The organism is Acinetobacter portensis (assembly GCF_009372215.1).
GTDB lineage: Bacteria > Pseudomonadota > Gammaproteobacteria > Pseudomonadales > Moraxellaceae > Acinetobacter > Acinetobacter portensis.
This window is the reverse complement of record NZ_LWRV01000104.1, coordinates 1-24,701: the sequence shown is the minus strand read 5'-3', so window position 1 is coordinate 24,701 and position 24,701 is coordinate 1. Positions and strand designations below refer to the sequence as shown.

General features: G+C 37.2%; 19 protein-coding genes and 1 tRNA gene. 8 read left to right on the top strand and 12 right to left on the bottom strand.

The window, feature by feature from the left end:
- Nucleotides 1–74: 74 nt before the first annotated feature.
- The 3 genes from A6M14_RS12740 to ompR all read right to left on the bottom strand — a co-directional run bounded on the left by A6M14_RS12740 (nt 75) and on the right by ompR (nt 4,260).
- Entirely contained in the window at nt 75–1,592 is a 1,518-nt protein-coding gene (locus A6M14_RS12740; protein ID WP_152875524.1) for an acetyl-CoA hydrolase/transferase family protein, read from the bottom strand.
- A gap of 205 nt (nt 1,593–1,797) precedes the next feature.
- The gene (locus A6M14_RS12735; RefSeq protein ID WP_188110915.1) at nt 1,798–3,258 is read right to left on the bottom strand and encodes an ATP-binding protein; all 1,461 of its coding nucleotides are present in this window, start codon (nt 3,256–3,258) and stop codon (nt 1,798–1,800) included.
- A 237-nt stretch (nt 3,259–3,495) separates the two neighbouring features.
- Complete coding sequence (gene ompR, locus A6M14_RS12730; protein WP_152875523.1) at nt 3,496–4,260, bottom strand: osmolarity response regulator transcription factor OmpR; 765 nt, start codon at nt 4,258–4,260, stop codon at nt 3,496–3,498.
- A gap of 333 nt (nt 4,261–4,593) precedes the next feature.
- Between ompR and A6M14_RS12725 the strand changes: the two genes are divergently transcribed.
- A complete protein-coding gene (locus A6M14_RS12725) occupies nt 4,594–6,951 on the top strand; it encodes a Tex family protein (protein ID WP_152875521.1) in 2,358 nt (785 codons plus the stop codon).
- Nucleotides 6,952–7,238: 287 nt separating this feature from the next.
- On the opposite strand, the gene A6M14_RS12720 is transcribed toward A6M14_RS12725, so the two are convergent.
- The 5 genes from A6M14_RS12720 to A6M14_RS12700 form a co-directional block, all read right to left on the bottom strand.
- On the bottom strand, nt 7,239–7,976 hold the full coding sequence (locus tag A6M14_RS12720) for a DUF2806 domain-containing protein (RefSeq protein WP_152875520.1): 738 nt from the start codon (nt 7,974–7,976) through the stop codon (nt 7,239–7,241).
- A gap of 83 nt (nt 7,977–8,059) precedes the next feature.
- Entirely contained in the window at nt 8,060–8,371 is a 312-nt protein-coding gene (locus A6M14_RS12715; RefSeq protein WP_152875528.1) for a hypothetical protein, read from the bottom strand.
- Nucleotides 8,372–8,479: 108 nt separating this feature from the next.
- Nucleotides 8,480–8,767 carry a hypothetical protein gene (locus A6M14_RS12710; protein WP_152875519.1) on the bottom strand — a complete coding sequence of 96 codons (288 nt, stop codon included), beginning with the start codon at nt 8,765–8,767 and terminating at the stop codon, nt 8,480–8,482.
- A gap of 119 nt (nt 8,768–8,886) precedes the next feature.
- Nucleotides 8,887–9,774 carry an SDR family NAD(P)-dependent oxidoreductase gene (locus A6M14_RS12705; protein WP_188110914.1) on the bottom strand — a complete coding sequence of 296 codons (888 nt, stop codon included), beginning with the start codon at nt 9,772–9,774 and terminating at the stop codon, nt 8,887–8,889.
- A gap of 282 nt (nt 9,775–10,056) precedes the next feature.
- Entirely contained in the window at nt 10,057–11,334 is a 1,278-nt protein-coding gene (locus A6M14_RS12700; protein WP_152875518.1) for an O-acetylhomoserine aminocarboxypropyltransferase/cysteine synthase family protein, read from the bottom strand.
- A gap of 321 nt (nt 11,335–11,655) precedes the next feature.
- On the opposite strand from A6M14_RS12700, the gene ettA reads away from it, so the two are divergent.
- From ettA to A6M14_RS12670, 6 genes are all read left to right on the top strand, one after another.
- On the top strand, nt 11,656–13,317 hold the full coding sequence (gene ettA / locus A6M14_RS12695) for an energy-dependent translational throttle protein EttA (protein WP_163121609.1): 1,662 nt from the start codon (nt 11,656–11,658) through the stop codon (nt 13,315–13,317).
- 158 nt (nt 13,318–13,475) lie between these two features.
- Nucleotides 13,476–13,874 (top strand): cation efflux protein, CzcI-like, encoded by a 399-nt coding sequence (locus A6M14_RS12690; protein WP_163121607.1) that lies wholly within the window; start codon nt 13,476–13,478, stop codon nt 13,872–13,874.
- A gap of 57 nt (nt 13,875–13,931) precedes the next feature.
- Nucleotides 13,932–15,320, top strand: a complete 1,389-nt coding sequence (locus tag A6M14_RS12685; protein WP_152875515.1) for a TolC family protein — start codon at nt 13,932–13,934, stop codon at nt 15,318–15,320.
- A gap of 1 nt (nt 15,321) precedes the next feature.
- Complete coding sequence (locus A6M14_RS12680; RefSeq protein ID WP_152875514.1) at nt 15,322–16,545, top strand: efflux RND transporter periplasmic adaptor subunit; 1,224 nt, start codon at nt 15,322–15,324, stop codon at nt 16,543–16,545.
- Nucleotides 16,535–19,750 (top strand): efflux RND transporter permease subunit, encoded by a 3,216-nt coding sequence (locus A6M14_RS12675; protein WP_152875513.1) that lies wholly within the window; start codon nt 16,535–16,537, stop codon nt 19,748–19,750. The genes A6M14_RS12680 and A6M14_RS12675 overlap by 11 nt, the downstream gene beginning before the upstream one ends.
- Before the next feature lie 65 nt (nt 19,751–19,815).
- Nucleotides 19,816–20,769: a cation diffusion facilitator family transporter gene (locus A6M14_RS12670; RefSeq protein ID WP_152875511.1), complete on the top strand. Its 954-nt coding sequence runs from the start codon at nt 19,816–19,818 to the stop codon at nt 20,767–20,769.
- Between the two features lie 21 nt (nt 20,770–20,790).
- Here A6M14_RS12670 and A6M14_RS12665 read toward each other — a convergent pair whose 3' ends face one another.
- The 4 genes from A6M14_RS12665 to A6M14_RS12650 all read right to left on the bottom strand — a co-directional run bounded on the left by A6M14_RS12665 (nt 20,791) and on the right by A6M14_RS12650 (nt 23,385).
- On the bottom strand, nt 20,791–21,132 hold the full coding sequence (locus A6M14_RS12665) for a hypothetical protein (protein WP_152875509.1): 342 nt from the start codon (nt 21,130–21,132) through the stop codon (nt 20,791–20,793).
- A gap of 150 nt (nt 21,133–21,282) precedes the next feature.
- A tRNA-Glu gene (locus A6M14_RS12660) sits at nt 21,283–21,358 on the bottom strand.
- 92 nt (nt 21,359–21,450) lie between these two features.
- Nucleotides 21,451–22,959 (bottom strand): glutamate--tRNA ligase, encoded by a 1,509-nt coding sequence (gene gltX / locus A6M14_RS12655; RefSeq protein WP_152875508.1) that lies wholly within the window; start codon nt 22,957–22,959, stop codon nt 21,451–21,453.
- Nucleotides 22,960–23,088: 129 nt separating this feature from the next.
- The gene (locus A6M14_RS12650) at nt 23,089–23,385 is read right to left on the bottom strand and encodes a hypothetical protein (RefSeq protein WP_152875507.1); all 297 of its coding nucleotides are present in this window, start codon (nt 23,383–23,385) and stop codon (nt 23,089–23,091) included.
- Between the two features lie 393 nt (nt 23,386–23,778).
- Here A6M14_RS12650 and A6M14_RS12645 point away from each other — a divergent pair.
- The coding region (locus tag A6M14_RS12645) for a sulfate ABC transporter substrate-binding protein (protein WP_152875505.1) at nt 23,779–24,701 on the top strand (923 nt) is incomplete at its 3' end.

The following is a 24,701-nucleotide window of genomic DNA, read 5'->3' as shown; positions in this document are numbered from 1 at the left end:
CGAGAAGTAAATTTGGTTTGGCGATTAAATTTTACTTTCTCGCTATTTTTTTGAACAGAAAATGTCAACAGACCCTAAGCTTCAGCAAGTTCTTCAGCTTCTACAAGCATTTTACCTTGTTCTTCGAAGTTGAAGTGCCAAGATAAAGCTTCACGTAGAATGTGAGGAGTTTGACCGCCTTTAGCACATGCACGAGCGAAGTAATCGTTTAAAGCATCTTGATACATTGGATGTACGCAGTTATCGATAATTGCGCGAGCACGTTCACGAGGTGCTAAACCACGTAAATCTGCAAGACCTTGTTCTGTTACCAATACGTCTACGTCATGACATGCGTGGTCAATGTGAGATGCAAAAGGAACAACAGAAGAAATTGCACCGCCTTTCGCGATTGATTTGGTTACGAAGATTGCAATGTGAGCATTACGTGCAAAGTCACCTGAACCACCAATACCATTCATCATTTTAGTACCACAAACGTGAGTAGAGTTTACGTTGCCGTAAATATCGAACTCAAGTGCAGTATTAATACCAATAATACCTGTACGACGTACAAGTTCTGGATGGTTAGAGATTTCTTGTGGACGAAGTACTAATTTGTCTTTGTAAGCTTCGATGTTGTTAAATACTTTTTCACCGTACTTTTCAGATAAAGTGATTGAAGAACCTGAAGCAAATTTCATTTTGCCTGCATCGATAAGTTCGAAAGTACAGTCTTGAAGTACTTCAGAATACATCACTAAGTCTTCAAAATTAGAATCTTTAAGACCTGTTAATACGGCATTTGCAATAGAGCCAATACCAGCTTGTAATGGACCTAAGTTAGATGGTAAGCGGTTTGCAGCAACTTCGCGTTCAAAGAATGCAATAAGGTGATCTGCAATGCTTTGAGTCTCATCATCTGGCTCAGTTACAGTAGATGGAGAATCGTGCAGTTCGCTGTTAAATACGATACCTACGATTTTTGAAGGGTCAACTTGAATTGCAGTTGTACCAATACGCTCATCAACTTTAGTTAATGGGATTGGACCACGAGTTGGACGCATTTCAGGAATGTAAATGTCGTGTAAGCCTTCAAAAGCAGGGCTTAAATTTGTGTTGATTTCAACAATCACTTGTTCAGCAAATTGAACGAAGCTTGCAGAGTTACCTACAGAAGTTGTAGGAATGATGCCGCCATCTTCGGTAATTGCAACAGCTTCAATTACAGCAATATCATTTTTCTTAAGCTGACCATTACGCATTTGTTCAACAGTTTCAGACAAATGTTGGTCAATAAACATTACTTCGCCTTTGTTGATGGCTTTACGTAATGTGTTATCTACTTGGAATGGAAGACGACGTGCAAGTACGCCAGCTTCAGTCAATTGTTTGTCTAAATCATTACCAAGACTTGCGCCAGTAATTAAAGTGATTTTTAACGGATTTTCTTTCGCTTGTTTTACTAAAGCTAAAGGAACAGCTTTTGCTTCACCAGCACGAGTAAAGCCACTCATACCTACGGTCATACCATCTTTAATAAATTTGGCAGCTTCTTCAGCACTGATTACTTTGTCATGGAGGCTAGCTAAACGGATACGATCTAAAGACATGGATTACTCTCGTTAAAATCTTAAAACTGATACGGATTGTACCGATCAAAGAGCCAATTTACATACCTGTTAGGCTAAGGTCTAATTTTTTGAAAAAATGAAGGTATAAGAAAATTTGATGGTTTTTATCTTATTGTTTTTAAATATTAAAAAAATGGTGGATGAATAGTTGATCAAAACTGTTTGATCAACTATTCATCATGATTTAGAAATGTTCTGTAATACTTTGTTTTAATTTCTCGAAGCGACTGACAGTTGGCACGCCATTGTTTTCTATATGGGTTATCGGTAAGGAGATGATTGCTTCAAGACCACCTTGTGAACGATTTTTAATCGTAAGCTCACCTTGGTGGATATCAACAATTCTTTTTACAATAGATAGACCTAAGCCACTTCCTTGAATCGTTCGGGCTTCATTACCACGAACAAAGGGTTGCATAAGTTCGTCAATTTGATCTTCAGGAATGCCTTCACCGTTATCTGCAACATGAATTAAAATGTGTTCATTTTCAACTGTTGCAGAAAGTTCGATAGGTTCTGCGCCGTAACGTTTAGAGTTATTAATTAAATTACCCACCAATCTTTTTAAAGATAGCGTTCGTGCTTGAATAAGGGGTAGCTCAGTTTGTTCAAAACGAATATCGAGTGGTTTAAATTGAATAATCAGTTCTTGTAATAGTGCATTTAAATCTGTGTCATGAATTTCTTCGTCAGAACCATCACGCATATAAGAAATGAACTGATTTAAAATCGCATCCATATCTTCAACATCGTAAATAAGACCTTCTTTTAAGAAGTCGTCATCGGGCATCATTTCAGCACTTAAACGAATGCGGGTAAGGGGGGTGCGTAAATCATGTGAAATACCTGCCAACATGATGCGTCGATCACGTTCGGTTTGATCTAAGGTATAAATCATTTGATTGAATGCTTGGTTAACTTGGCGAATTTCTAATGGACCATGATTTGTTTCTAAATAAGGTGCTGTACCTGTTTTACTGAAGCTATTAGCTGCATTTTGTAGGCGTAATAACGGTCTATTGAGCTGTCGAACCAAAGTTAAAATAATAATGGCTGAAATAAGCGGAACGCCAAGTAGCCAAATTAAAATAAGTTCAGGGCTATAGTTAGCATAAGTTCTTAAAGGCTCTCTAACCCAATTGCCTTGCATTTCAGGTGTTTGAATCCAAATTTGAGGGCTTGGTTTAAATTGGAAATATACGGTGGCTGTATCAATATTAAGTTCTTTGGCAAGACTTTCTTCAACTTTATTGGTAAAGAACTCTGCGACAATTTTTTCTTTTACATTTGGAAACTCTTCAGGATCTGTCACATATTCAAGACCTGCACGGCTGTTTAGCCAATCATGAGGTGTAATTTCTTTATCATGATCAAGGATTTTTATATTTGGATTTCTAAGAACTTCTAATTCAATTGCAAGATAGCGCGCATGTTGTTGTATTTCTGGAAGGTATAAAGTACGCCAAAAAAACCACAAAGACATAAACAAGCTAAAGAAAACGACAAAAACAACCAAGACAGCGGTTCGCATTGCCGCAGAGCGTGGTTTAATTTTATCTAAAAAGCGTTCCCAAGGTGTACGCTTTCTTTCTGAATAAGCTTCGTATTCTGTGAAATTTTGTGGATCAATGGGTTCGAGTTTCACACCTGATTCCTTTAGCTATATTATTTTAATGGCAGATGGTTATTCGAAATTTTAGGATAATGCGATGTGGGGATCTTCGAAAAGTACATACCATTGAATTGGGATAAGTCAAAAAAATAGCCATTCACTAAACTTTTATATGTCCTCTAATGGTTAGATTTCATAAGTTTTTAAAGTAGAGAATGGCTTTTCAAGTTTATTTTAGAGATGTTTAATCACTAAAATAAACACAGTTATTTATTCAGCACCATCTGGAACAAAGACATAACCTACGCCCCAAACCGTTTGAATGTAGCGGGCACGAGCAGGATTTTCTTCAATCAGGCGACGTAAGCGTGAAACCTGAACATCGATAGAACGCTCCATTGCACCCCATTCACGACCACGTGCAAGATTCATAAGCTTGTCACGAGTAAGTGGTTCACGTGGATGTTGAACAAGTGCTTTTAGAACAGCAAATTCGCCAGTCGTTAAAGTCACTACTTGTGATTCACGCGTTAATGTACGTGTAGAAAGATCTAAAGACCAAGGGCCAAAACTAACCACTTCCATTTGTTGGCTAGGTGCGCCTGGCACTTCACGAACTTGGCGACGTAATACCGCACGAATACGTGCAAGTAATTCGTTCGGGTTAAATGGTTTTGGTAAATAGTCGTCTGCACCAGCTTCTAAGCCCGCAATACGGTCAGCATCGCTGCCACGTGCAGTAAGCATAATGACAGGTGTGTCGATATTCGATTGACGTAAGCGTCGGCAAATACTTAAACCATCTTCTACAGGAAGCATAAAGTCTAAAACAATAAGCGAAAAAAGCTCACGCTGTAATAAACGATCCATTTGCGCTGCATCATGTGCAGTTTTTACCACAAAGCCTTTATCTTCTAAAAAGCGTTGAAGTAAAGTGCGAAGACGAACATCATCATCGACAACGAGGATACGTTCAACGCGGTCAGTTTCAGCTTGTACGACATCTGTATTTTCAGCAGGTACAACTAAACTCATGATGTTCTCCTTTATTATTTCTTGTCATAGACAAAAAGTTTTTCATTACTTTGAGTATACGATTCATTGCCATCTTATTACTATGTTCTAAAGCAACAAATATTGCATTTTAAATCAAGACCTAGATACTAAATATATACATGTATTTTTTAAATAAACAAAACAAACTCGATGAATTTAAAGGAAGTTTATCTTTAAATTAAGTCAAAAAAGTGAAAAAAACGTCTTGGCAGGAATATTCATATATAAATTTTATAAAACAATTGTGGATTTTATACACTTGGTCTTTATAATCCTAACTTTTAGTCCTTATCCTTTGTGGAATTAAACACGATGACTGACTTAGTTCAGCAGTTGGCAAGTGAGATTGCCGTACGTCCTAACCAAATTGAAGCTGCTATCAAGTTAATTGATGACGGGGCAAGCGTTCCATTTATTGCACGTTACCGTAAAGAAGTAACGCAAGGTTTAGACGATACGCAATTACGTCAGCTTGATACACGCTTATCTTACTTACGCGACCTATTTGAGCGTCGTGCAAAAGTAATTGAGTCATTAACAGAACAAAATAAATTATCTGATGATTTACTTGCTCGCGTAAATGCTGCTGAAACAAAAAATGCATTGGAAGAGATTTATGCACCGTACCGTCCAAAACGTACGAGTAAATCTTTCAAGGCAAAAGAAGCAGGCTTAGGTCCTATTGCTGAAAAAATCTTTAAAGAAGCAATTGATCCTACTGAAGCTTTGGCAGGTTTTAGCCATGAAGACTATGCAGATGTAGAAAGCCAATTAGATGCAATCCAACACATTTTAATTGATGATTGGGCGCAGAACATTGCTTTAACAACAGATTTGAAAGCAACATTTGCAAAAACAGCGGTATTAAAAAGCTTAGTTGCAAGTGAAGAGAAAAAAGAAGTTGGTAAGAAATTCCGCGATTACTTCGATTTCTCTGAAAACTTTAACAAAGTACCTTCACATCGCTTATTGGCAATGTTACGTGGTCGTCAAGAAAACGTACTTGGCTTAAAAGTAGATGGTGAAGATGCTACACCGCTTACTCGTATTGAAACTGAATACGATTTAGAAACTGCTCAGCCACAAAGCCGTCAAAATTTCTTAAAGCAAACTGCAAAATTATTTTGGTTAGGTAAAGTTCGTCCAAGCATCGAACATTCATTACTGACTGAAAAACGTTTGGTTGCTGAAAATGAAGCAATGGATGTATTTGCAGAAAATTTACGTCATTTATTGCTATCTGCACCAGCAGGCGCACGTACAACTTTAGGTGTTGACCCTGGTATTCGTACAGGTGTGAAACTTGCTGTTGTCAATGCATCGGGTGATGTACTTGCACACAGCACAATTTACCCATTTGCACCAAAAGAAGATAAAGCAGGTTCAATTGCAGAACTTGAACGTCTTTGTCGTGAATTCAATGTAGACCTTATTGCCATTGGTAATGGTACTGCAAGTCGCGAAACTGAAGCTGTTGTTGCAGAAATGATGACTGCAAATGCAGATCTTAAACTTACACGTGTTTCTGTTTCAGAAGCAGGTGCATCGGTTTATTCTGCTTCAGAATTGGCTTCACAAGAACTTCCTGAACTTGATGTTTCAATTCGTGGTGCTGTTTCAATTGCACGTCGTTTACAAGATCCGCTTGCAGAACTTGTGAAAATTGATCCTAAATCGATTGGTGTAGGTCAATATCAACATGACGTAAACCAAGCAGGTTTAGCAAAAACACTTGAAGCTGTAGTAGAAGACTGTGTGAACTCGGTTGGTGTAGATGTAAATACAGCATCTTCAGCAATTTTGGGTTATATCGCAGGTTTGAATAAATCTATCGCGCAACAAATTGTAGATTTCCGTAAAGAAAATGGTCGTTTTGACAGCCGTAAAGATTTGAAAAATGTACCACGTTTAGGCGAGCGTACTTTTGAGCAAGCGGCAGGCTTCTTACGTATTCAAGATGGTTCAGAGCCTCTAGATGCTTCTGCTGTTCATCCAGAATCTTATGCATTGGTGTCTAAAATTGTTGAAGCGAAAGCGACAACTGTAAAAGACATTATTGGTAATTCTGAAATTATTCGTCAAGTTGATGCAGAAGCATTGGTTGATGATAAATTTGGTCTTCCAACGATTAAAGATGTATTGGCTGAACTTGAAAAGCCAGGTCGTGACCCGCGTCCAGAATTCCGTACGGCTAAATTCCGTGAAGACATTACGGAAGTAAAACAGTTGACTGAAGGTTTACAATTGGAAGGTGTGATTACCAATGTAACGAACTTTGGTGCATTTGTTGATGTTGGTGTTCATCAAGATGGTTTAGTGCATATTTCTGAACTTGCGAATGAATTTGTATCTGATCCGCATAAAGTGGTTAAGCCTGGTCAAATTGTTCAAGTGCGCGTTTTAAACGTAGATGTTGAGCGTAACCGTGTGAACTTGTCGATGCGTCCTGAAGGTTCTGAAGCTCCTGCGAAAGCGCCTCGTCAGCCACGCCGTGAACAAAGCAATGAGCAACGTGCTGAACGTAAGCCTCAAGCGAAGCGTCCGCAAAATGCACGTCCTCAAGGCGATCGTCCACAAGGTAAAAAACCTCAGTCTGCTAAACCTCAAGAGCAAAAAATTGGTGGTTTAGGTGCGTTGTTATTACAAGCAGGGATTAAAGGTTCGAAGTAATCTTTAATTGCTAAAAAAACCTCCCATTTGGGAGGTTTTTTATATTTGTATTTTAAGAATAGATGTTTGAATATTATGTTTTGAATAGATTAGTTCAGCATATTTAAAGGCATTAAAATTGGGTAGTTTTTTTAAATTTTGTATCAAATCTACAAAGTATTTATCAATGGATATATTGGATAGGGCTATTTCAAATAGTTTCATGCCTACGGTAGTTAAATTATAGTAATGGAGACTAGGTTCGGCTATATGTGGGTTTAGTGTGAAAACGATAAAATATTCATTATTTAACGGAAGACAAGGAAAGTTTTTTCATCATTACTAACTTTGTCTAAATTCTTTTTTAAATAAATATCGCTATTACCTAATCCTCGAATAATATTTAAATCAATTAATTCATCAAGTAATCTCGGTTTTATAAAATCATAATTTTGGGGCGCTTTTTCATTTGGATCGCAAAATAGGCGATAACCGACAATATTTGTTAGAAGGCTATTGAATGCTTCTAGATGTTCCTTACTCATTAATGAGAGTGTATTTAAGATTAGGTAATTTAGAGAATTAGGCTCTGTAATTTCTTTTACAAGAATGCTACCCCATAAGTCCTGTAATTCTTCTTCAGATACTTCTTTTCCGTAATTCATCCATTTATTAAAAAAAGTTTCTGAAATTTGTTCATCACTGATTATTTCATCATCTTTTTTAGATAGATGTTCATAAGCTTTGTTTAAACATTTACCTAAGTTCTCAGATTGGTTTTGAGTGTTATGGGCAATAATTAATCCTAATGGGGATGTAGGATTCCCAATTTGGTCTTCCATAAGCAAAAACTTACCATCGCGATATTCTGCTAGGTCTTTTTCAATCAATTCAATATCTTTTTTATTTTGAGCTGATGAAAGATCATCTAGTCTCTTTTCTTCTCGAAGCTTTTTAGAGAATAGTAAATCTATCAGTTTTCCAATACCTTTATTTGCTGCTGTAGTTGCCATACCTGTAGCAGCTTTTATAACTTCTTGTTCCATTTTGATAATTATTTGTTTGTATTGTTTTTATCATAACTAAAAACCTCCCAATAGGGAGGTTTTTTTATTTCTTAAATCTATTTTTATATAAGAGGAACAACCCAACTACAAATAATCAGCATAATGCCTAAATGACCAAGTTTACGGGTCACATTTACAAGTTTTGATGGTGGTTGGTCTAATTGTTTTGCATATTGCTCAAGACTAATACCATCTTTCGTATTGCTTGAAAAAAGGAAAGTACCTAAGTCGATACAAATTAAAATAGTACCAATATTCGCCACAAGCTCCATTAGTACATAATCATTTTGGTACAAAGATAAGCCAACTTTATAGCTTAAATAAAGCGCAAAAGCCAAACAACCCAATTGTAAAACTAAAGCAAATATTCGCATAAACTCAATAAATAAGATGAAAAGCATCGTGTTTATAACATGAAATTAAGGTGCTATAAGCAATTAATCATTAAACTTAATATGGAAATTTAGACAATTAAGCCGACTTTAAATGCTGAGCGATTGAATTAAAAAACCAATAATTGAAGTACTTAACCCAATTTTAGACATTAAATAATGATATTTTGAAGATGATTTTATTTGAATATCATCTTTTGGGTTTTTAAGTTCTTCTTTTGCATTAAAACCCAAATCTATAAGCAATAGCATAATACCAAACTGAATCAGCATATTCACATAAGGAATCTGTTCAGATTTGAAGTCTACAATCATATTACTGAGTAATAAGAAAGAAGCACAAAAGCAAAATATTTTGAACAATATTGTTCTATTCATGAGGTATCTCCTCAGTTTTTATTGTTTAAATTTTGAATCTTTATTCTTAAAGTATTATTAAATTTCATCAAAGAAGAAAAAAAACACTCAACTTTATATATAAAGTTGAGTGTTAAAAACTACCAATGCTCACCAGGGAATAAGCGGGCATAAGCCTTTTGAACCCAATTTAATTTTTGCTGCTCACCCACAGAAGCGCTAGAACTTGGGAACAAGTTATAGCCAATCGACATCAATTTATTATTTACATCAGGTGCAATGGAATAGGTGATGGATGCCAAACGACCTAAATTTGTTGCTACTTTTTTCGGACGCTTCACAATTGCTTTAGCAACTAAATCTGCTGCTTGTGCAGGAGATAAAGTCGGAACGTAGTTATAAATTTTAGTTGGTGCAATCATAGGGGTGCGCACAAGTGGCATATACACCGAGGTGATTGCAATATTGTGTGAGTGAACTTCGGCAGATAAACAGCGACTAAAAGCATCTAATGCGGCTTTTGAAGCAACATATGCAGAAAAACGCGTTGCATTTGCCAATACACCAATTGAACTAATATTAATGATGTGCCCATCTCGACGCATCATCATTTGCGGTAAAATATTCATCACTAAGCGAATAGCACCAAAGTAGTTGAGTTGCATGGTACGTTCAAAATCATGAAAACGATCTACAGATTCATGTACTGCTCTGCGAATAGAGCGTCCTGCATTATTAATTAAGATATCAATATGATCGACAGAACTTAGAATTTGTTTAGAAACTTCATCAATTGAAGCGATGTCATTTAAGTCACATGGAAAAACCAGTGCTTGCCCACCTTTAGCTTCAATTTCATCTTTTACTTCATTTAAAGTTTCGACTGTACGTGCAACAAGAAGTACACGTGCACCTGCGTCGGCAAGTTTATGTGCAACAGTTAAACCAATACCGCTTGATGCACCCGTAATGAGGACAGTTTTTCCATTTACTTTTTGTTGAAACGCTTTTTCTAATTTGGTTTTCACAGTTCTATTCCCTGATAAAAATTGACTGAAATATTGATGACTTCAAGGTTTCAGCCGCTCATTAAGATTGGCAGTTTAAAGCAATGCATGAATTGAATGAATATCCAAAAAGCTTGTTTTTATATTCAATTTGTCACGCTAAAGTTTAAAGTTGTTCTTCCATTTGTATTTTTATAATGAGTGCTTAATTATTATTCTTAGCATGAACGTTAAATAAAACCAATATCTTAGATATGAAAAATCCCTTTTATTTATGTAATAAAAGGGATTCTTTATAAAAAATTAGACTTGAGCAAGTGCTTGTTCAAGGTCTGCAATCAAGTCATCTGCATGTTCAATTCCTACAGATAAGCGCACCATATCAATACTGACACCCGCTGTTTTAAGCTCTTCTTCATTTAATTGACGATGGGTTGTTGTTGCAGGATGACACGCCAAACTTTTTGCGTCACCAATATTGACTAAGCGTGTAAATAATTGCAGCGCATCAATAAAGCGAGTTCCGCCTGCTAAACCATCTTGAACGCCAAAAGATAAAATTGCCGATGGTTTACCTTTTACATATTTTTGCGCCAATGCATGTTGAGGATGGTCTTTTAACCCTGCGTAATTCACCCACTTAACTTTTGGATGAGCTTTTAAATAGGTCGCAACTTTTAACGCATTTTCAGTATGACGCTCCATACGTAAGCTTAATGTTTCTAAGCCTTGTAGAATGAGGAAGACATTTTGAGGGCTAATTGCCGCACCTGTATTACGTAAAGGCACAACACGTGCACGAGCGATATAAGCAGCTTCACCTAAAGCTTCTACATAATTTACCCCGTGATAACTTGGATCTGGTGTATTTAAAGCAGGGAAGCGTTCAGGATATTTGCCCCAAGGGAATTTGCCGCTATCGACAATAATGCCGCCAATCGAATTACCATGACCGCCAATATATTTAGTCAATGAATGCACCACAATATCTGCACCAAATTCAAAAGATTTTTGTAAAACAGGCGTTGCAACAGTGTTATCGACAATGACGGGAACACCATACTCATGTGCAATTTTAGAAATTTCTTCTAGGTCAATAATATTACCAAGTGGATTACCAATAGATTCCACAAAGACCAATTTGGTTTTTTCATCAATTAAGTCACGTAGGCTTTCAGGTTTTTGATAATCGAAAAAGCGAACTTCAATGCCTTGTTTGGGTAGGGTATGTGCAAATAAATTATAAGTCCCGCCATAAAGCGTTGAAACAGATGCAATGTTATCGCCTGCTTCAGCAATGGTTTGAATGGCATAAGTAATTGCCGCCATGCCTGATGCCAAAGCCAATGCACCAATACCACCTTCCAAAGCAGCAACACGTTGTTCAAGTACCGCAGTTGTTGGGTTCATAATGCGCGTATAAATATTGCCTGAAACTTTTAAATCAAATAAATCTGCGCCATGTTGTGTGTTATCAAAAGAATAAGAAGTCGTTTGATAAATCGGAACTGCAACTGCTTTTGTCGTGGGTTCAGGGCTATAACCTGCATGAATGGCTAAAGTTTCATCTTTATACGTCATTTTTATATCATCTTTATGCGTTAGTTTTGATCGATATTAGCATTTCTTTTTATGAAACAAAGCGCTTATTTCTTGAAATGTTTATCTTTAAAGTTCATATCAATGAAATATTTTTAGGTGAAAATGCATCAAATTTAGGCTAAAAACCATTGATTAATTTATAATCGAAAAGTTTTTTACAACAAAGTGATGAAGTTGCACTAGATGCCTTATTTTTTCAGGACTTTCATCGTATAATGGTCGATTATTTTTTCTGCTCATTTGAGTAAGGGGATAGGTTGTTGATATCTCCAGTTTGGTTTTTCTATTGAGGAGTCCTACGTGGCCCAATATATTTACACGATGAACCGTGTGTCGAAAATGGTTCCGCCTAAGCGCGAAATCTTAAAAGACATCTCTTTATCATTTTTCCCGGGCGCTAAAATTGGTGTTCTTGGTTTAAACGGTGCAGGTAAATCTACCTTGCTTCGTATTATGGCTGGCGTAGATAAAGATTTCTCTGGTGAAGCTCGTGCACAACCGGGTATTAAAATCGGTTATCTAGAGCAAGAGCCGCCTTTAGATGAAACTAAAGACGTTCGTGGTAACGTTGAAGATGGTTTACGTGAACCGCTTGATGCTTTAGCTCGTCTTGATGAAGTTTTCGCTGAATATGCAGCTGAAGATGCAGACTTCGATGCTCTTGCAAAAGAGCAAGAGAAGCTAGAAGCAATCATCCATGCTTGGGATGCACATAACCTTGGCAACCAAATGGATCAAGCAGCAGCAGCGTTAAACCTTCCAGCTTGGGATGCAGATGTTAAATTGCTTTCAGGTGGTGAACGCCGTCGTGTTGCACTTTGCCGTTTATTGCTTTCTAAACCAGATATGTTGCTTCTTGATGAACCGACGAACCATTTAGATGCTTCATCTGTATCTTGGTTAGAGCGTTTCTTGAAAGACTTTGCTGGTACCATTGTAGCCATTACGCATGACCGTTATTTCTTAGATAATGTTGCTGAATGGATTCTTGAGCTTGACCGTGGCATGGGTATCCCGTACCAAGGTAACTACTCTTCTTGGTTAGAGCAGAAAAATGCTCGTTTAGAACAAGAGAACAAGCAAGAAGAATCTTTTGCTAAAGCATTGAAAAAAGAACTTGAATGGGTTCGTTCTAATGCTAAAGGTCAGCAAAAGAAAAACAAAGCGCGTATGGAGCGTTTTGAAGAGCTTAACTCGCGTGAATTTCAACAGCGTAACGAAACTTCAGAAATCTACATTCCACCTGGTCCACGTTTAGGGAACAAGGTTGTAGAGGTTGAAGGTATCAGCAAATCGTTTGGTGATCGTACGCTTTATAAAGATTTATCATTTGTTGTACCACCATGTGCCATTGTTGGTATCGTGGGTGAGAACGGTGCAGGTAAAACGACACTATTCCGTATGATGACAGGCGAACAGCAACCAGATACAGGTTCTGTGGTTCTTGGTGAATCAGTTAAAGTCGCTTATGTAGGTCAGATTCGTGACACGCTAGATGACAATAAAACTGTTTGGGAAGAAGTTTCTGGCGGTTTAGATATCTTACGTATTGGCGATTACGAAATTGCATCACGTGCTTATATTGGTCGCTTTAACTTTAAAGGCCAAGATCAGCAAAAACGTGTAGGTCAATTGTCAGGTGGTGAGCGTAACCGTTTACAACTTGCGAAAATCTTACAAATGGGTGCTAACGTAATCTTACTCGATGAACCGTCAAACGACTTGGATATCGAAACTTTACGTGCACTTGAAGATGCAATTCTTGTATTCCCAGGTACTGTAATGGTGATCTCGCATGACCGTTGGTTCCTAGACCGTATTGCAACGCACATCTTGTCATTTGAAGGTCAAACACCTGAATTCTTTACAGGTAACTATGCTGAATTTGAAGCATACCGTCAAAAACGTGATGGCGATGATTTAGTAACTAAGCGTCAAAAATATCGCAAAATTGGTAACTAAGCTTTAGTTTTACTTTAAAAAAACCAGTCTAAGGACTGGTTTTTTTGTTTTTAAATTACAAAAAGCTACTAAGTTTTCTGCAATAAGTTGGTGAATGTAATTTTATTACACATGATCAGGTTGTTATATTCGGCAACATCTTTTAATTGATAGTTATTGTGAAACGTTCAAGAATCTTTATCACAGTCTTGTTGAGCTTATTCATGTTCCAAAGCATTTGGAATGTGGCAGCGGCGTTTTGTGTGCATGAAAGTGATGTTAATCGCGTTACAACAAGTCACTTTGGGCATCATTCAAATAAGAGCAGTCACGAGCAGCATCAAAGTGACAATCAGAAAACATCAAAATTTATTCAATATTTAGAGCAAGTGGAAAATGATGATCATAGTGATCATTTACCGTCATTGGCTCATGCTTTTTTAGTTGAACATTCCTCGGAAATTAATTGGAATGTTTCGACCTATTATATTGAAGATAAGTTTTTAGATTGGAGTAGTTTGTACCAGTCGCCACATTTATACCTACCCAAACTCCCTCCTATATATACCCCGCTATAGGTGGGGTAGCCAATATTTAGCCCACCGCTCAGTTTATTAACTTAGTGGGGCATAGTCATGTCAAAAATAAAGTTTAATCAGCACTTTAAGCTGAAAAAAAGCACGAGAATAAAAGTGAATTTTTGTGCTGCAGTTATTGCTATAAGTACCTTAGGCGCAATGCCATTTTTGGCAAATGCAGAAGAATCGAAGTTAGATACACCTATATCGATGTCGCAAATTCTTGAACGTGTTCGTGTATATCAGCAAGCACAGGGTATTTGGCAAACACAGCAAAATATTGCAGATGCGAATATTAAAAATAGCAAATTATGGGCAAATCCAAGTTTGAATGTTGAGCGGGCAGGTTTTGCAAATAATCAAGATCAAGAATTAACGATTGGTCTATCTCAACCCTTAGATGTGTTTGGGAAAAAGAAAGCATCTAAAAAAATTGCAAATTTAGCAAATGAACAACTCGGTCTAAAGCAACGTATTTACGATGAACAATTACAAATAATTGTGAAGTATTTATGGTCACAAGTGATGTTGTCAGAAGTTGAGTCGGCCTTGCTTATGGAGCAGTTAAAAGCAAGTGAGCAAAGTTTAGAAGTTGCGGAAAGAAGGTTTCGTGCGGGAAGTATTTCACAAGTTGATGTAGATCGTGTGCGCTTAACGCATATTGACAATATCAAGTTAGTTCAACAAGCAGGATTACAGCTACAAATAGCACGAAAACAACTGGCAAATTTATGGGGGGAATCTGAAAGTAGTAATGTAATTGGTCATGATATTTCATCGTTTTGGCCACAAAAAACTTTGGAAAAAGTGAATGCAAATTTAATGGATAACCTTGTCGAGAAGACCCAAAGCTATCAAGTCTTAGAAGCCAAAGCCAATATTGACTTATTAAAAGCTCAAGCACGCCCAAATCCAGATGTAAGTGTGAGCATGAAGCAGACGAAAACGCCACAAAATCAAACCGATAATCAATTAACGGTTGGTCTGAGTGTTCCTTTGGCAATTTTTAATCGTAATCAGTACGGTATTCAAATTGCCCAAGCGAAAGAACAACTTATTGAAAAGCAAAAAATGTTTTATCAAATGCAAAACAAATTAGAAGTACAGACCTTATTAAGTGAACTTGGAGGTTTAAAAGAACAGTTTGATTTGGTTTCTCAAAAACAAATTCCATTGGCAGTTGCTGTTCAAAAACGCACCTTAACGGGTTTTCAGGTCGGAAAATTAAATGTGATGGATGTGCAACAGGCAACAGCACAATTACATGATGTGCGTATTCAAAGTGTTCAAATTCTTAAAAGTGCATGGCAAAAGTCTATTGAAGCGGAAAGCTTAAGTTTAGGAATTGAACCGAGCCAAGTCATGGCAAAAGATGCACTTTCACAAATCAATCAAAACTTAATACAAGATACCAATGCTTTGCCAGTCATAGGAATGGGGAATTAAAATGAACATGATCAAAAAACAATTTGGCAAAATTTCACAACAAATTTTAATTATTTTGGTTCTATGTATTACGGCTATATTGGTTCTGTCTTTAATTATTTTTAAAAAGGCGAATAAAGAAGATCATTTAGATGAAGATGATCATGCTGTAGAAAAAGGCAGTGAAGAAGGGCGTGAGGAAAAAGAAGGAAAAATTTCACTGACTGCACAACAGATGGTGGAGCAGGGTGTTCAGCTCGCAAAAGTAGATGTAGGGACGATAGATCAACTCAGTAATTATCCTGCAAAATTAACAGCAAATACAGATAGACAAGCACATGTATCGCCAAGTTTTAGCGGACAAGTACAAGAGGTATATGTCGAATTAGGTCAGCATGTTAAAAAAGGACAAGCTTTGGCAAGTTTACTTGTTCCAGATTTAGTTGATCAACAAGCACAACTTCAAATTGCACGTACAAATTTAGATTTGGCAAAGCAAGACTTTAATCGAGAAAGAGATTTATGGTCACAAGGAATTTCTGCAAAGCAAGATTATCAACGAGCATCTAATACATACCGTCAGGCGCAAATTCAGGTTCAGGCTGCACAAAGTCGACTTGCTGCCTTTGGTGCAAGTGCAGGTTCAAATGGTCGTTATATGTTACGTGCACCTATTTCAGGTGTGGTTAGTCAAAAGGATTTAGTTCTTGGTGAAAACGTTCAGCTGGCATCGCAATTATTTGTGATCGATCAATTAGATCAGCTATGGCTTGAATTTATTGTGCCAAATATTGATGTTGCAGAAATTCAGCCAAACCAAACTATTCAATTTAAATCTTTACAGACCAATGCACTTTATAAAGCGCAAATCCTAAATTTAAATGCCGTAGCAGATGCGCAAACAGGGCGCTTGCAAGTGCGAGCTAAAGTTTTAGATCGGGCAGATGAGCTACGACCAAACTTGATGGTAAATGTTGAGCTTCAGCAGAATCAGCCCAAAGAGGTGATGCGTGTAGCCAAAGATGCAGTACAACAAGTTGAAGGTAAAGATGTTGTTTTTGTGCCAACGACGCAAATGAAAAGTGTAAGTTTTAAACCGCAGAATGTAAGTGTTGGGCAAGTTTCAGCAGATGGAAAATGGATTGAAATTAAAAGTGGTGTAAAGCAAGGACAAGCATATGTGAATAAGGGCAGTTTCCTTTTGAAATCTGAGATGGAAAAAGGAGATGCTAGCCATGGACACTAATGATCTTCATAAAGTGCATCAGCCTGAAGAGGAATTGCCAAAACCACAAGGTATTTTCGATCGAATCATTCAGTTTTCAATACGCAATGCCATTTGGGTCATGTTGTTTGTGATCGCATGGATTGGCGTGGGTGTTTATAGCTACCAAAAACTACCCATTGATGCAGTTCCCGACATTACCAATGTCCAAGTACAAATAAATAGCCAAGCGAATGGTTTTACCGCTTTAGAAGTGGAACAACGAATTACCTATCCTATTGAAACAGCAATGGCAGGTATTCCCGATTTAGAGCAAACACGTTCAATTTCGCGTTATGGTCTTTCTCAAGTCACCATTGTTTTTAAAGATGGTACAGATATTTATTGGGCTAGACAGCAAATCAATCAGCGCTTACAAGAGGCGCGAACAGAATTACCAGAAAATATTTTTCCTGCAATGTCACCTGTGTCTACGGGATTGGGAGAAATTTATCAGTGGGTTATTCAAGCCGAGAAAGATGCAAAAAAGCCCGATGGTACTGCTTATGAACCGAGAGATTTGCGAGAGATACAAGATTGGATTGTGCGACCACAATTGCAAAAAGTAAAAGGCATTGCTGAAGTAAATAGTATTGGTGGTTTTAATAAAACTTATCTGGTCGAACCCGATTTAAACCGTTTACAGCAAATGCAAATTCCGCTTTCAGCATTGCAACAAGTACTACAAGAAAACAATGAAAACCGTGGTGCGGGTTATCTTGAAGAAAGTGGTCAACAGCTGACTGTTCGTGTACCAGGTACTTTAAATAATATCTCAGATATCGAGAACATCACTGTAAGCACTAAACAAGGCTATCCAATTCGTGTTTCTGATATTGCTAAAGTATCAATTGGGCATGATTTACGTACAGGTGCTGCAACTTACAATGGTGAGGAAACAGTGCTTGGTATTGCCATGATGATGATGGGAGAGAACAGTCGAACTGTTGCCAAGGCTGTCGATACTAAAATTCAAGAAATTCAAAACTCATTACCGAAGGGTGTGACGATTACGACGGTTTATGACCGAACCACTTTAGTAGAAAGTGCAATTAAAACGGTGCAAAAAAACTTAGTTGAAGGCGCTGTTTTAGTCATTGTGATTTTATTCTTATTTTTAGGAAATTTTCGTGCAGCACTAATTGTTGCCTGTGTCATTCCATTATCCATGCTCTTTACTTTGGCAGGAATGGCTGAGAAAAATATCAGCGCTAACTTAATGAGTCTAGGTGCACTGGACTTTGGAATTATTGTCGATGGTGCAGTTGTTATTGTTGAAAACTGTATTCGACGTTTAGCAGAAGCTCAACATTTGAAAGGGCGGTTACTCAATAGGAGTGAACGATTTAAAGAGGTGTTTTTAGCAGCCCAACAAGCAAAACGCCCACTAATTTTTGGTCAGTTAATTATTTTAGTGGTGTATTTCCCAATTTTTGCACTTTCAGGTGTAGAAGCAAAATTATTTCACCCTATGGCGCTTACTGTGGTGTTGGCACTCATTGGCGCAATCATTTTATCGATTAGTTTTGTCCCTGCTGCTGTTGCCATGTTTGTTACAGGTGAAGTGAAGGAAACAGAATCTCGTTGGATGTTATGGTTAAAGCAAAAATACGAAAATATATTAAATTTTGCCTATCAATTTAAATATTTTGTTGTGACTTTGGCTGTATGTATTTTGGTTTTAACGGGTGTGATTGCAACGCAAGTAGGAAGTGAGTTTGCACCAAAGCTCAGTGAGGGAGATTTTGCAATTCAGCAAATGCGCTCCCCAAGTACGAGCTTGGAGCAGTCATTACGTATGCAAGAAAATACCGAAAAATTACTGTTAAAAAAATTCCCTGAAATTAAAGGTATTTTTGCACGTACAGGTACTGCGGAAGTTGCAACAGATGTTATGCCTCCGAATATTTCTGATGGTGTAATTCTATTAAAGTCTAAAGATGAATGGGCAAATCCAAAAGAATCTATAGACAGTTTACGTAGTCGAATGGAAGAGTTTCTAGAAACATTACCGGGTAACAATAGTGAGTTTTCACAACCTATTGAGTTGCGTTTTAATGAATTAATTTCAGGTATTCGTAGTGATGTTGGAGTGAAAATTTTTGGTGATGATCTGGATGTTTTAAATCAGGAAGCTGAAAAAATTTCCAAACAAATCCAAAAAATATCGGGTGCCACGGCTGTTAAAGTTGAGCAAACAGATGGACTGCCACTATTAAATGTTGAGGTTGATAAAGCACTCGCAGCGCAATATGGATTATCTGTAAAAGAAATTCAGGACTTAGTTGCAACCAGTGTTGGAGGTCAAAATGTTGGGCAAATTCTTCAAGGCGATAGACGCTTTGATTTTGTGATCCGTTTAAGTGATGAACAAAGAACAACTCAGAACTTGGCTACATTACCCGTTCAAATACCTAATGGCGGGCTTATACAGCTGCAAGATGTGGCGAAAGTTGAAACCGTTTTAGGTGTAAACCAAGTCAGTCGTGAAAATGGAAAACGTCGTGTTGTGATTACGGCTAACGTAACAGGACGCGATTTAGGTTCATTTGTACAAGAATTGCAGACGAACTTATCTACGCAAAAACTCCCTGCTGGATATTGGTTAGATTATGGAGGACAGTTTGAAAACTTAGCATCTGCAAAAAGTCGTATGCAAATTGTTGTGCCATTGGCGTTAATCACTATCTTTATTTTGCTCATGGCTGTTTTTCATAATTTTAAAGAGAGTTTGTTGGTATTCAGTGGTGTTCCTTTTGCACTTTCTGGAGGTTTGGTCGCACTTTGGCTACGTGATATTCCGTTGTCTATGTCAGCGGGTGTTGGTTTTATCGCACTTTCAGGCGTTGCTGTTTTAAATGGTTTAGTCATGCTGACTTTTATTAAAGAGTTGCGTGAAAATTTAAATGTCCATTTAGCAACATGGCAAGGCGCAATTCTACGTCTACGTCCTGTGCTAATGACGGCATGTGTTGCTTCACTTGGTTTTGTACCAATGGCACTTGCAACAGGAACGGGAGCAGAAGTACAGCGCCCATTGGCTACAGTTGTCATTGGTGGGATTTTATCTTCAACAATGCTTACTTTAGTCCTTTTACCTGTGGTTTACCGTTGGATGAATGAATCAAAACAAACAGGGTTTATTTGGGCTTTTAAAGAGAAGTTTATTGTTCGCTTTAAAAAGTGATAAGTTAGAACTAAAGCAAAAGTGGCTTAAAAAAAAGCCACTTTCTTATCAATAAGGAGTCTGCTATGAGTGGACATCATGGGTATGATCATAGTCATGCTGTTGTAACAGAAGGTAATGCAAAAAAGCTGACGTTTGCTTTAATACTTACATCTACTTTTTTAGTGGTTGAGGTTATTGCTGGTTTCATGACACAAAGTTTGGCTTTGTTGTCTGATGCTGCCCACATGTTTACCGATGCAGCAGCGCTTGCTATTGCACTTGTGGCAATTAAAATTGGCAAGCTACCTGCCGACAGCAAAAGAACATTTGGATATCAGCGTTTTGAAATTTTAGCTGCACTGTTTAATGCATCTATGTTGTTTGTTGTGGCGATGTATATTTTATATGAAGCCTATCAGCGTTTTAGTCAGCCACCTGAAATTCAAAGTACAGGGATGATGATTGTGGCGGTATTGGGTTTAATCATTAACCTGATTTCCATGAAAATTTTATTCTCAAGCTCGCAAGATAGCTTAAATGTAAAAGGAGCTTATCTTGAAGTTTTGAGTGATGCCTTAGGCTCAGTCGGTGTGATTATTGGTGCTGCTGTTATTTATTTCACAGGTTGGATGTGGGTAGATACTGTTATTGCAGTCCTTATTGGTTTTTGGGTGCTTCCTAGAACTTGGATTCTGCTTAAACAAAGTATCAATATTCTATTAGAGGGTGTACCTGAAGAAATTGATATTGAAGAACTGAGAAATGATTTACTGAATTTAAAAGGTGTTGAAAGTATTCATCAACTTAAAGTTTGGGCAATTACCTCTAAAAATGTACATTTAACGGTACATCTTTTTGCACCCAATGCAGATCGGAATGAATTATATAAAGAAGCTTTGGAAATGCTAACCCATGAGCACAGTATTACCGAAATGACTTTGCAAATTGAAGATGATGAATGCATTGCGCAGTCTCATAACCATGAGCATCAAAATCATAGCGAAGAAGATGAACATCAACACTCACATCAGCATTAATGCTGATGTGAGATTTTTATTTTAGATTTCCCATTCATGATTGCAGTCGCGGCATTTCCATTTTTTTTGCGATTGCATGAATGCTTGCATTGAAAGTTTAAAGTCAGGTAGGTCGCGGTAGAATAAGAAGCCTGCAATAACACATGCAAAGAACATTACAATCGTTGCAAGTTGTAATGTTTCGCCCGCGCCATTACCAAAAGCCCACATCGCAACGCTAATAGAAACTAAAAGTAATAAAATTAAAATTGCAGGAATAAGAAAAATTAAACTTTTAGGAACAACAGGACGCGCAGTCGTTTGACCAGGCTGAGTAACAGGTAAAAGTTTTGCACTTTGGCATTTCGGGCAGCGGTATTGCATTACAACTCCAAATTTTAATTTATAGGTTATTTTAATCGGAATTGTGTAGAAAGCAAAAAAGCACTTACATAAAATTTTAGGCAATAAAAAACCCAAGTCGTAATGCTTGGGTTTTTTATTAAGACCACTACACAAGAATGATCTTGAATATGGCGTCCCTACGGGGATTCGAACCCCGGTTACCGCCGTGAAAGGGCGATGTCCTAGGCCTCTAGACGATAGGGACAAGTGAGGCATCCAGATTCAGTGTTTAACACTGTGTCTCTGTATGGGCGCTATATTATGGTTATAGCGCCTCCTAGTCAACTAAAAAATCAATTATGCTTCATCAACTGCGTCATTTTTCGGCAATTTTAAGCTTTCATTGAGTTTTTCCCATACTTTTGCTTCTTTTTTGCTTGGTCCGCCCACAATTTCAAGCGCATGACGTAAGCGAGCGAAGGTTAAATCTGGCCCAATTGTGACCATAGATTGCATAACAGGCGTTGAAGATGTTGAACCTGCAATCGCAATAAAGAAAGTTGGCATGAAATCACGAAGTTTGATTTCCATTTGGTTCGCTAAATCCATAAGCGTTTGGCTTACAGTCTCATTGTTCCAAGTAAACATGCTTTCTAAACGCCAAATTGCAAATTGTAAGCTTTGACGAACTTGTTCTTCAGTCAATTTTTTGCTTTCAAATTGTTCTTTACTAAGCGTAGGGAATTGGTTGAAATAGAAACCTGCCCAGTTCACAGCTTCAGACAATAAGTTAATACGCGGTTGAATCGCAGCGGCAATTTCTTCTAAAGTTTGACGGTCAGATTTCCAAGCAAGCAACGTATCAAGCAATTCAGAAGGGGTTAAACCTTTAATCCACTGACCATTTAACCAATTCAGTTTTTCAACATCAAAAATTGGTCCACCTAAAGACACACGTTTAATGTCAAAGTGCTCAATCATTTCAGCTAAAGTGAATTTTTCACTCTCATCTGGCATAGACCAACCCATACGACCTAAATAGTTCAATAGGGCTTCTGGTAAAACACCAATATTTTTATAATAGTTAATTGATGTTGGGTTTTTACGTTTAGATAGTTTTGATTTATCTGGATTACGTAAAAGTGGCATGTGGCAAAGCACAGGCATATCCCAACCGAAATATTGATAAAGTAATTGATGCTTAGGTGCTGATGGAATCCATTCTTCACCACGAATCACGTGGGTAATTTCCATCAAATGGTCATCAACAACATTGGCTAAATGATACGTTGGTAAACCATCCGTTTTAAGTAGAATTTGCATGTCTACTTGAGCCCATGGAATTTCTACTTCGCCACGCAGCATATCATCAAATTTACAAATGCCTTCAGTAGGCACTTTCATACGAATAACGTGCGCTTCACCTGCAGCCAAGCGACGCTGAACTTCTTCTTCAGATAGTAATAAACCACGACCATCATAGCGAGGGTTTTCACCGCGTGCTTGTTGATCTGCACGCATTTGATCTAATTCTTCTGTCGTTGCGAAACAGTAAAAAGCATGACCTTTTGCAACAAGTTCTAATGCATATTTTTTATAAATATCCATACGCTCAGATTGGCGATATGGTGCATGTGGACCACCAACATCTGGGCCTTCAGACCAATTTAGTCCTAACCAACGCAATGAATCTAAAATCATTTTCTCAGATTCAGGTGTTGAGCGAAGTTGGTCAGTATCTTCAATACGAAGAATAAATTCACCACCATGTTGCTTTGCAAAGCATAGGTTAAACAAAGCAATATAAGCTGTACCTACATGAGGAAAGCCTGTAGGAGAAGGAGCGATACGAGTACGAACTGTCATAACTAGATATTATTCAGAATGCAAATTGGAACTATTATAACGAAAAAGCCCCATTACATTATGTTTAATTAAGCATAAAGTAATGAGGCTTCGCTTGGTCAAACACAAGGGGGTGTTTGACCTAATATTTTATGAATTATTTGTTGTGAATAGCGTTTGAATGAAGCGTGAAAAGCGTTCATTTTGTGATGCTAAAAAGCTTTGTGATGGTGCAATATTAATAGATGTAAGCACTTTTAAGTTGTCTTCAGAATGAAATTTTCTATCATTCTTTTGTTGTTGAAGTGCTTTTTCAATAGGCGTAATTTTTACAACAGAATTCACCATTTTGGTTTCTGTTGTTTTGGTTACGGCTGTATGTCCAACTTGTGAAAATACGATTAAACCGCAAGTTAAGCAAAGTGCTTTAAATAATTTACTAGTCATTTCCAAACATCCCCCTATTTTGGTGTCTGAACAATATTATTATAAACATAGTGTTTTTGTATATCAGATGGTTATTTAATCATATTTTGTATTGAAAATGTATAGCTGTGTCACATTAGTTACAAAAAAGATATATTTCATTTGAATTTTCAGTATTTATGTATTCGTTCTAAAAAAGCCTTTTCTTTCTTATCAAAAGACTGTGTACGGCATGAATAATTAATTTATAACATTTTGTCTGTTCATTTTTTATATCAAATAAAGTGGTTTTTATGTGAATTTACCAGATATCTTTTTATGTGAATAATTAAGAAATATATAATATAACCACATGATTGTTAAATTATTTTTTCATTTATATGATGCTGATATATATTAAAAAGAGTCTCACACATGAAAAAAATAATAGTATCGAGTGTTTTGGCAATATTAAGTGGTTTTTCTGCACATAATGTTGTGGCAAAAGATTTTCTGAATGTTTCTTATGATCCAACACGAGAATTTTATCAAGAATACAATAAAGAATTTGGTGAATATTGGAAGCAACAAACCAATCAAACAATCGATTTTAAACAATCACATGGTGGTTCGGGTAAACAAGCCCGATCGGTCATTGATGGTTTACAAGCAGATGTTGTGACATTAGCTTTGGCAAATGATATTGAGGAAATTGTAAATGCAGGTTTAATTAAAAAGAACTGGCAAAAAGAATTTCCGTATAACTCTGCACCTTATACATCAACTATTGTTTTTTTAGTACGTAAAGGTAATCCGAAAGGTATTAAGGACTGGAATGATTTAACCAAACCAGGTGTGGAAATTATTACACCAAACCCTAAAACGGGTGGTGCGCCACGTTGGATTTATTTGTCAGCATGGGGTTATGCGCTTAAACAACCCGGTGGAAATGATGCGAAAGCAAAAGAATTGGTTAAAAAGCTTTATCAGAATGTAAAAGTTCTGGATTCAGGCGCTCGGGGTTCATTAACTACCTTTGCTGAACGTGGTATTGGTGATGTATTACTTTCTTGGGAAAATGAAGCATTACTTGCAACCCAAGGACCAGATAAAGATAAATACCAAATTGTTTATCCGTCCATTTCTATTTTGGCAGAGCCTTCCGTTGCTATTGTCGATAAAAATGTTGATAAAGATGGTAACCGTAATTTGGCAAAAGGATATTTAAATTACCTTTATTCACCTAAAGGTCAAGATTTAGCAGCTAAATACTACTTCCGTCCGCGTAATGCGCAAGTTGCTGCAAAATATGCGAAACAATTCCCTAAAGTACAAACTTTGGTGGTGTTTCAAAAAGT

Excerpts from the sequence above, each read along its gene's own strand:
- A6M14_RS12740 (WP_152875524.1), bottom strand. The coding sequence starts at position 1,592 with ATGTCTTTAGATCGTATCCGTTTAGCTAGCCTCCATGACAAAGTAATC.
- A6M14_RS12710 (WP_152875519.1), bottom strand. The coding sequence starts at position 8,767 with ATGAATAGAACAATATTGTTCAAAATATTTTGCTTTTGTGCTTCTTTC.
- A6M14_RS12725 (WP_152875521.1), top strand. The coding sequence starts at position 4,594 with ATGACTGACTTAGTTCAGCAGTTGGCAAGTGAGATTGCCGTACGTCCT.
- A6M14_RS12670 (WP_152875511.1), top strand. The coding sequence starts at position 19,816 with ATGAGTGGACATCATGGGTATGATCATAGTCATGCTGTTGTAACAGAA.
- ompR (WP_152875523.1), bottom strand. The coding sequence starts at position 4,260 with ATGAGTTTAGTTGTACCTGCTGAAAATACAGATGTCGTACAAGCTGAA.
- A6M14_RS12720 (WP_152875520.1), bottom strand. The coding sequence starts at position 7,976 with ATGGAACAAGAAGTTATAAAAGCTGCTACAGGTATGGCAACTACAGCA.
- A6M14_RS12685 (WP_152875515.1), top strand. The coding sequence starts at position 13,932 with ATGTCAAAAATAAAGTTTAATCAGCACTTTAAGCTGAAAAAAAGCACG.
- A6M14_RS12675 (WP_152875513.1), top strand. The coding sequence starts at position 16,535 with ATGGACACTAATGATCTTCATAAAGTGCATCAGCCTGAAGAGGAATTG.
- gltX (WP_152875508.1), bottom strand. The coding sequence starts at position 22,959 with ATGACAGTTCGTACTCGTATCGCTCCTTCTCCTACAGGCTTTCCTCAT.
- A6M14_RS12680 (WP_152875514.1), top strand. The coding sequence starts at position 15,322 with ATGAACATGATCAAAAAACAATTTGGCAAAATTTCACAACAAATTTTA.
- A6M14_RS12700 (WP_152875518.1), bottom strand. The coding sequence starts at position 11,334 with ATGACGTATAAAGATGAAACTTTAGCCATTCATGCAGGTTATAGCCCT.
- A6M14_RS12650 (WP_152875507.1), bottom strand. The coding sequence starts at position 23,385 with ATGACTAGTAAATTATTTAAAGCACTTTGCTTAACTTGCGGTTTAATC.
- A6M14_RS12715 (WP_152875528.1), bottom strand. The coding sequence starts at position 8,371 with ATGCGAATATTTGCTTTAGTTTTACAATTGGGTTGTTTGGCTTTTGCG.
- A6M14_RS12665 (WP_152875509.1), bottom strand. The coding sequence starts at position 21,132 with ATGCAATACCGCTGCCCGAAATGCCAAAGTGCAAAACTTTTACCTGTT.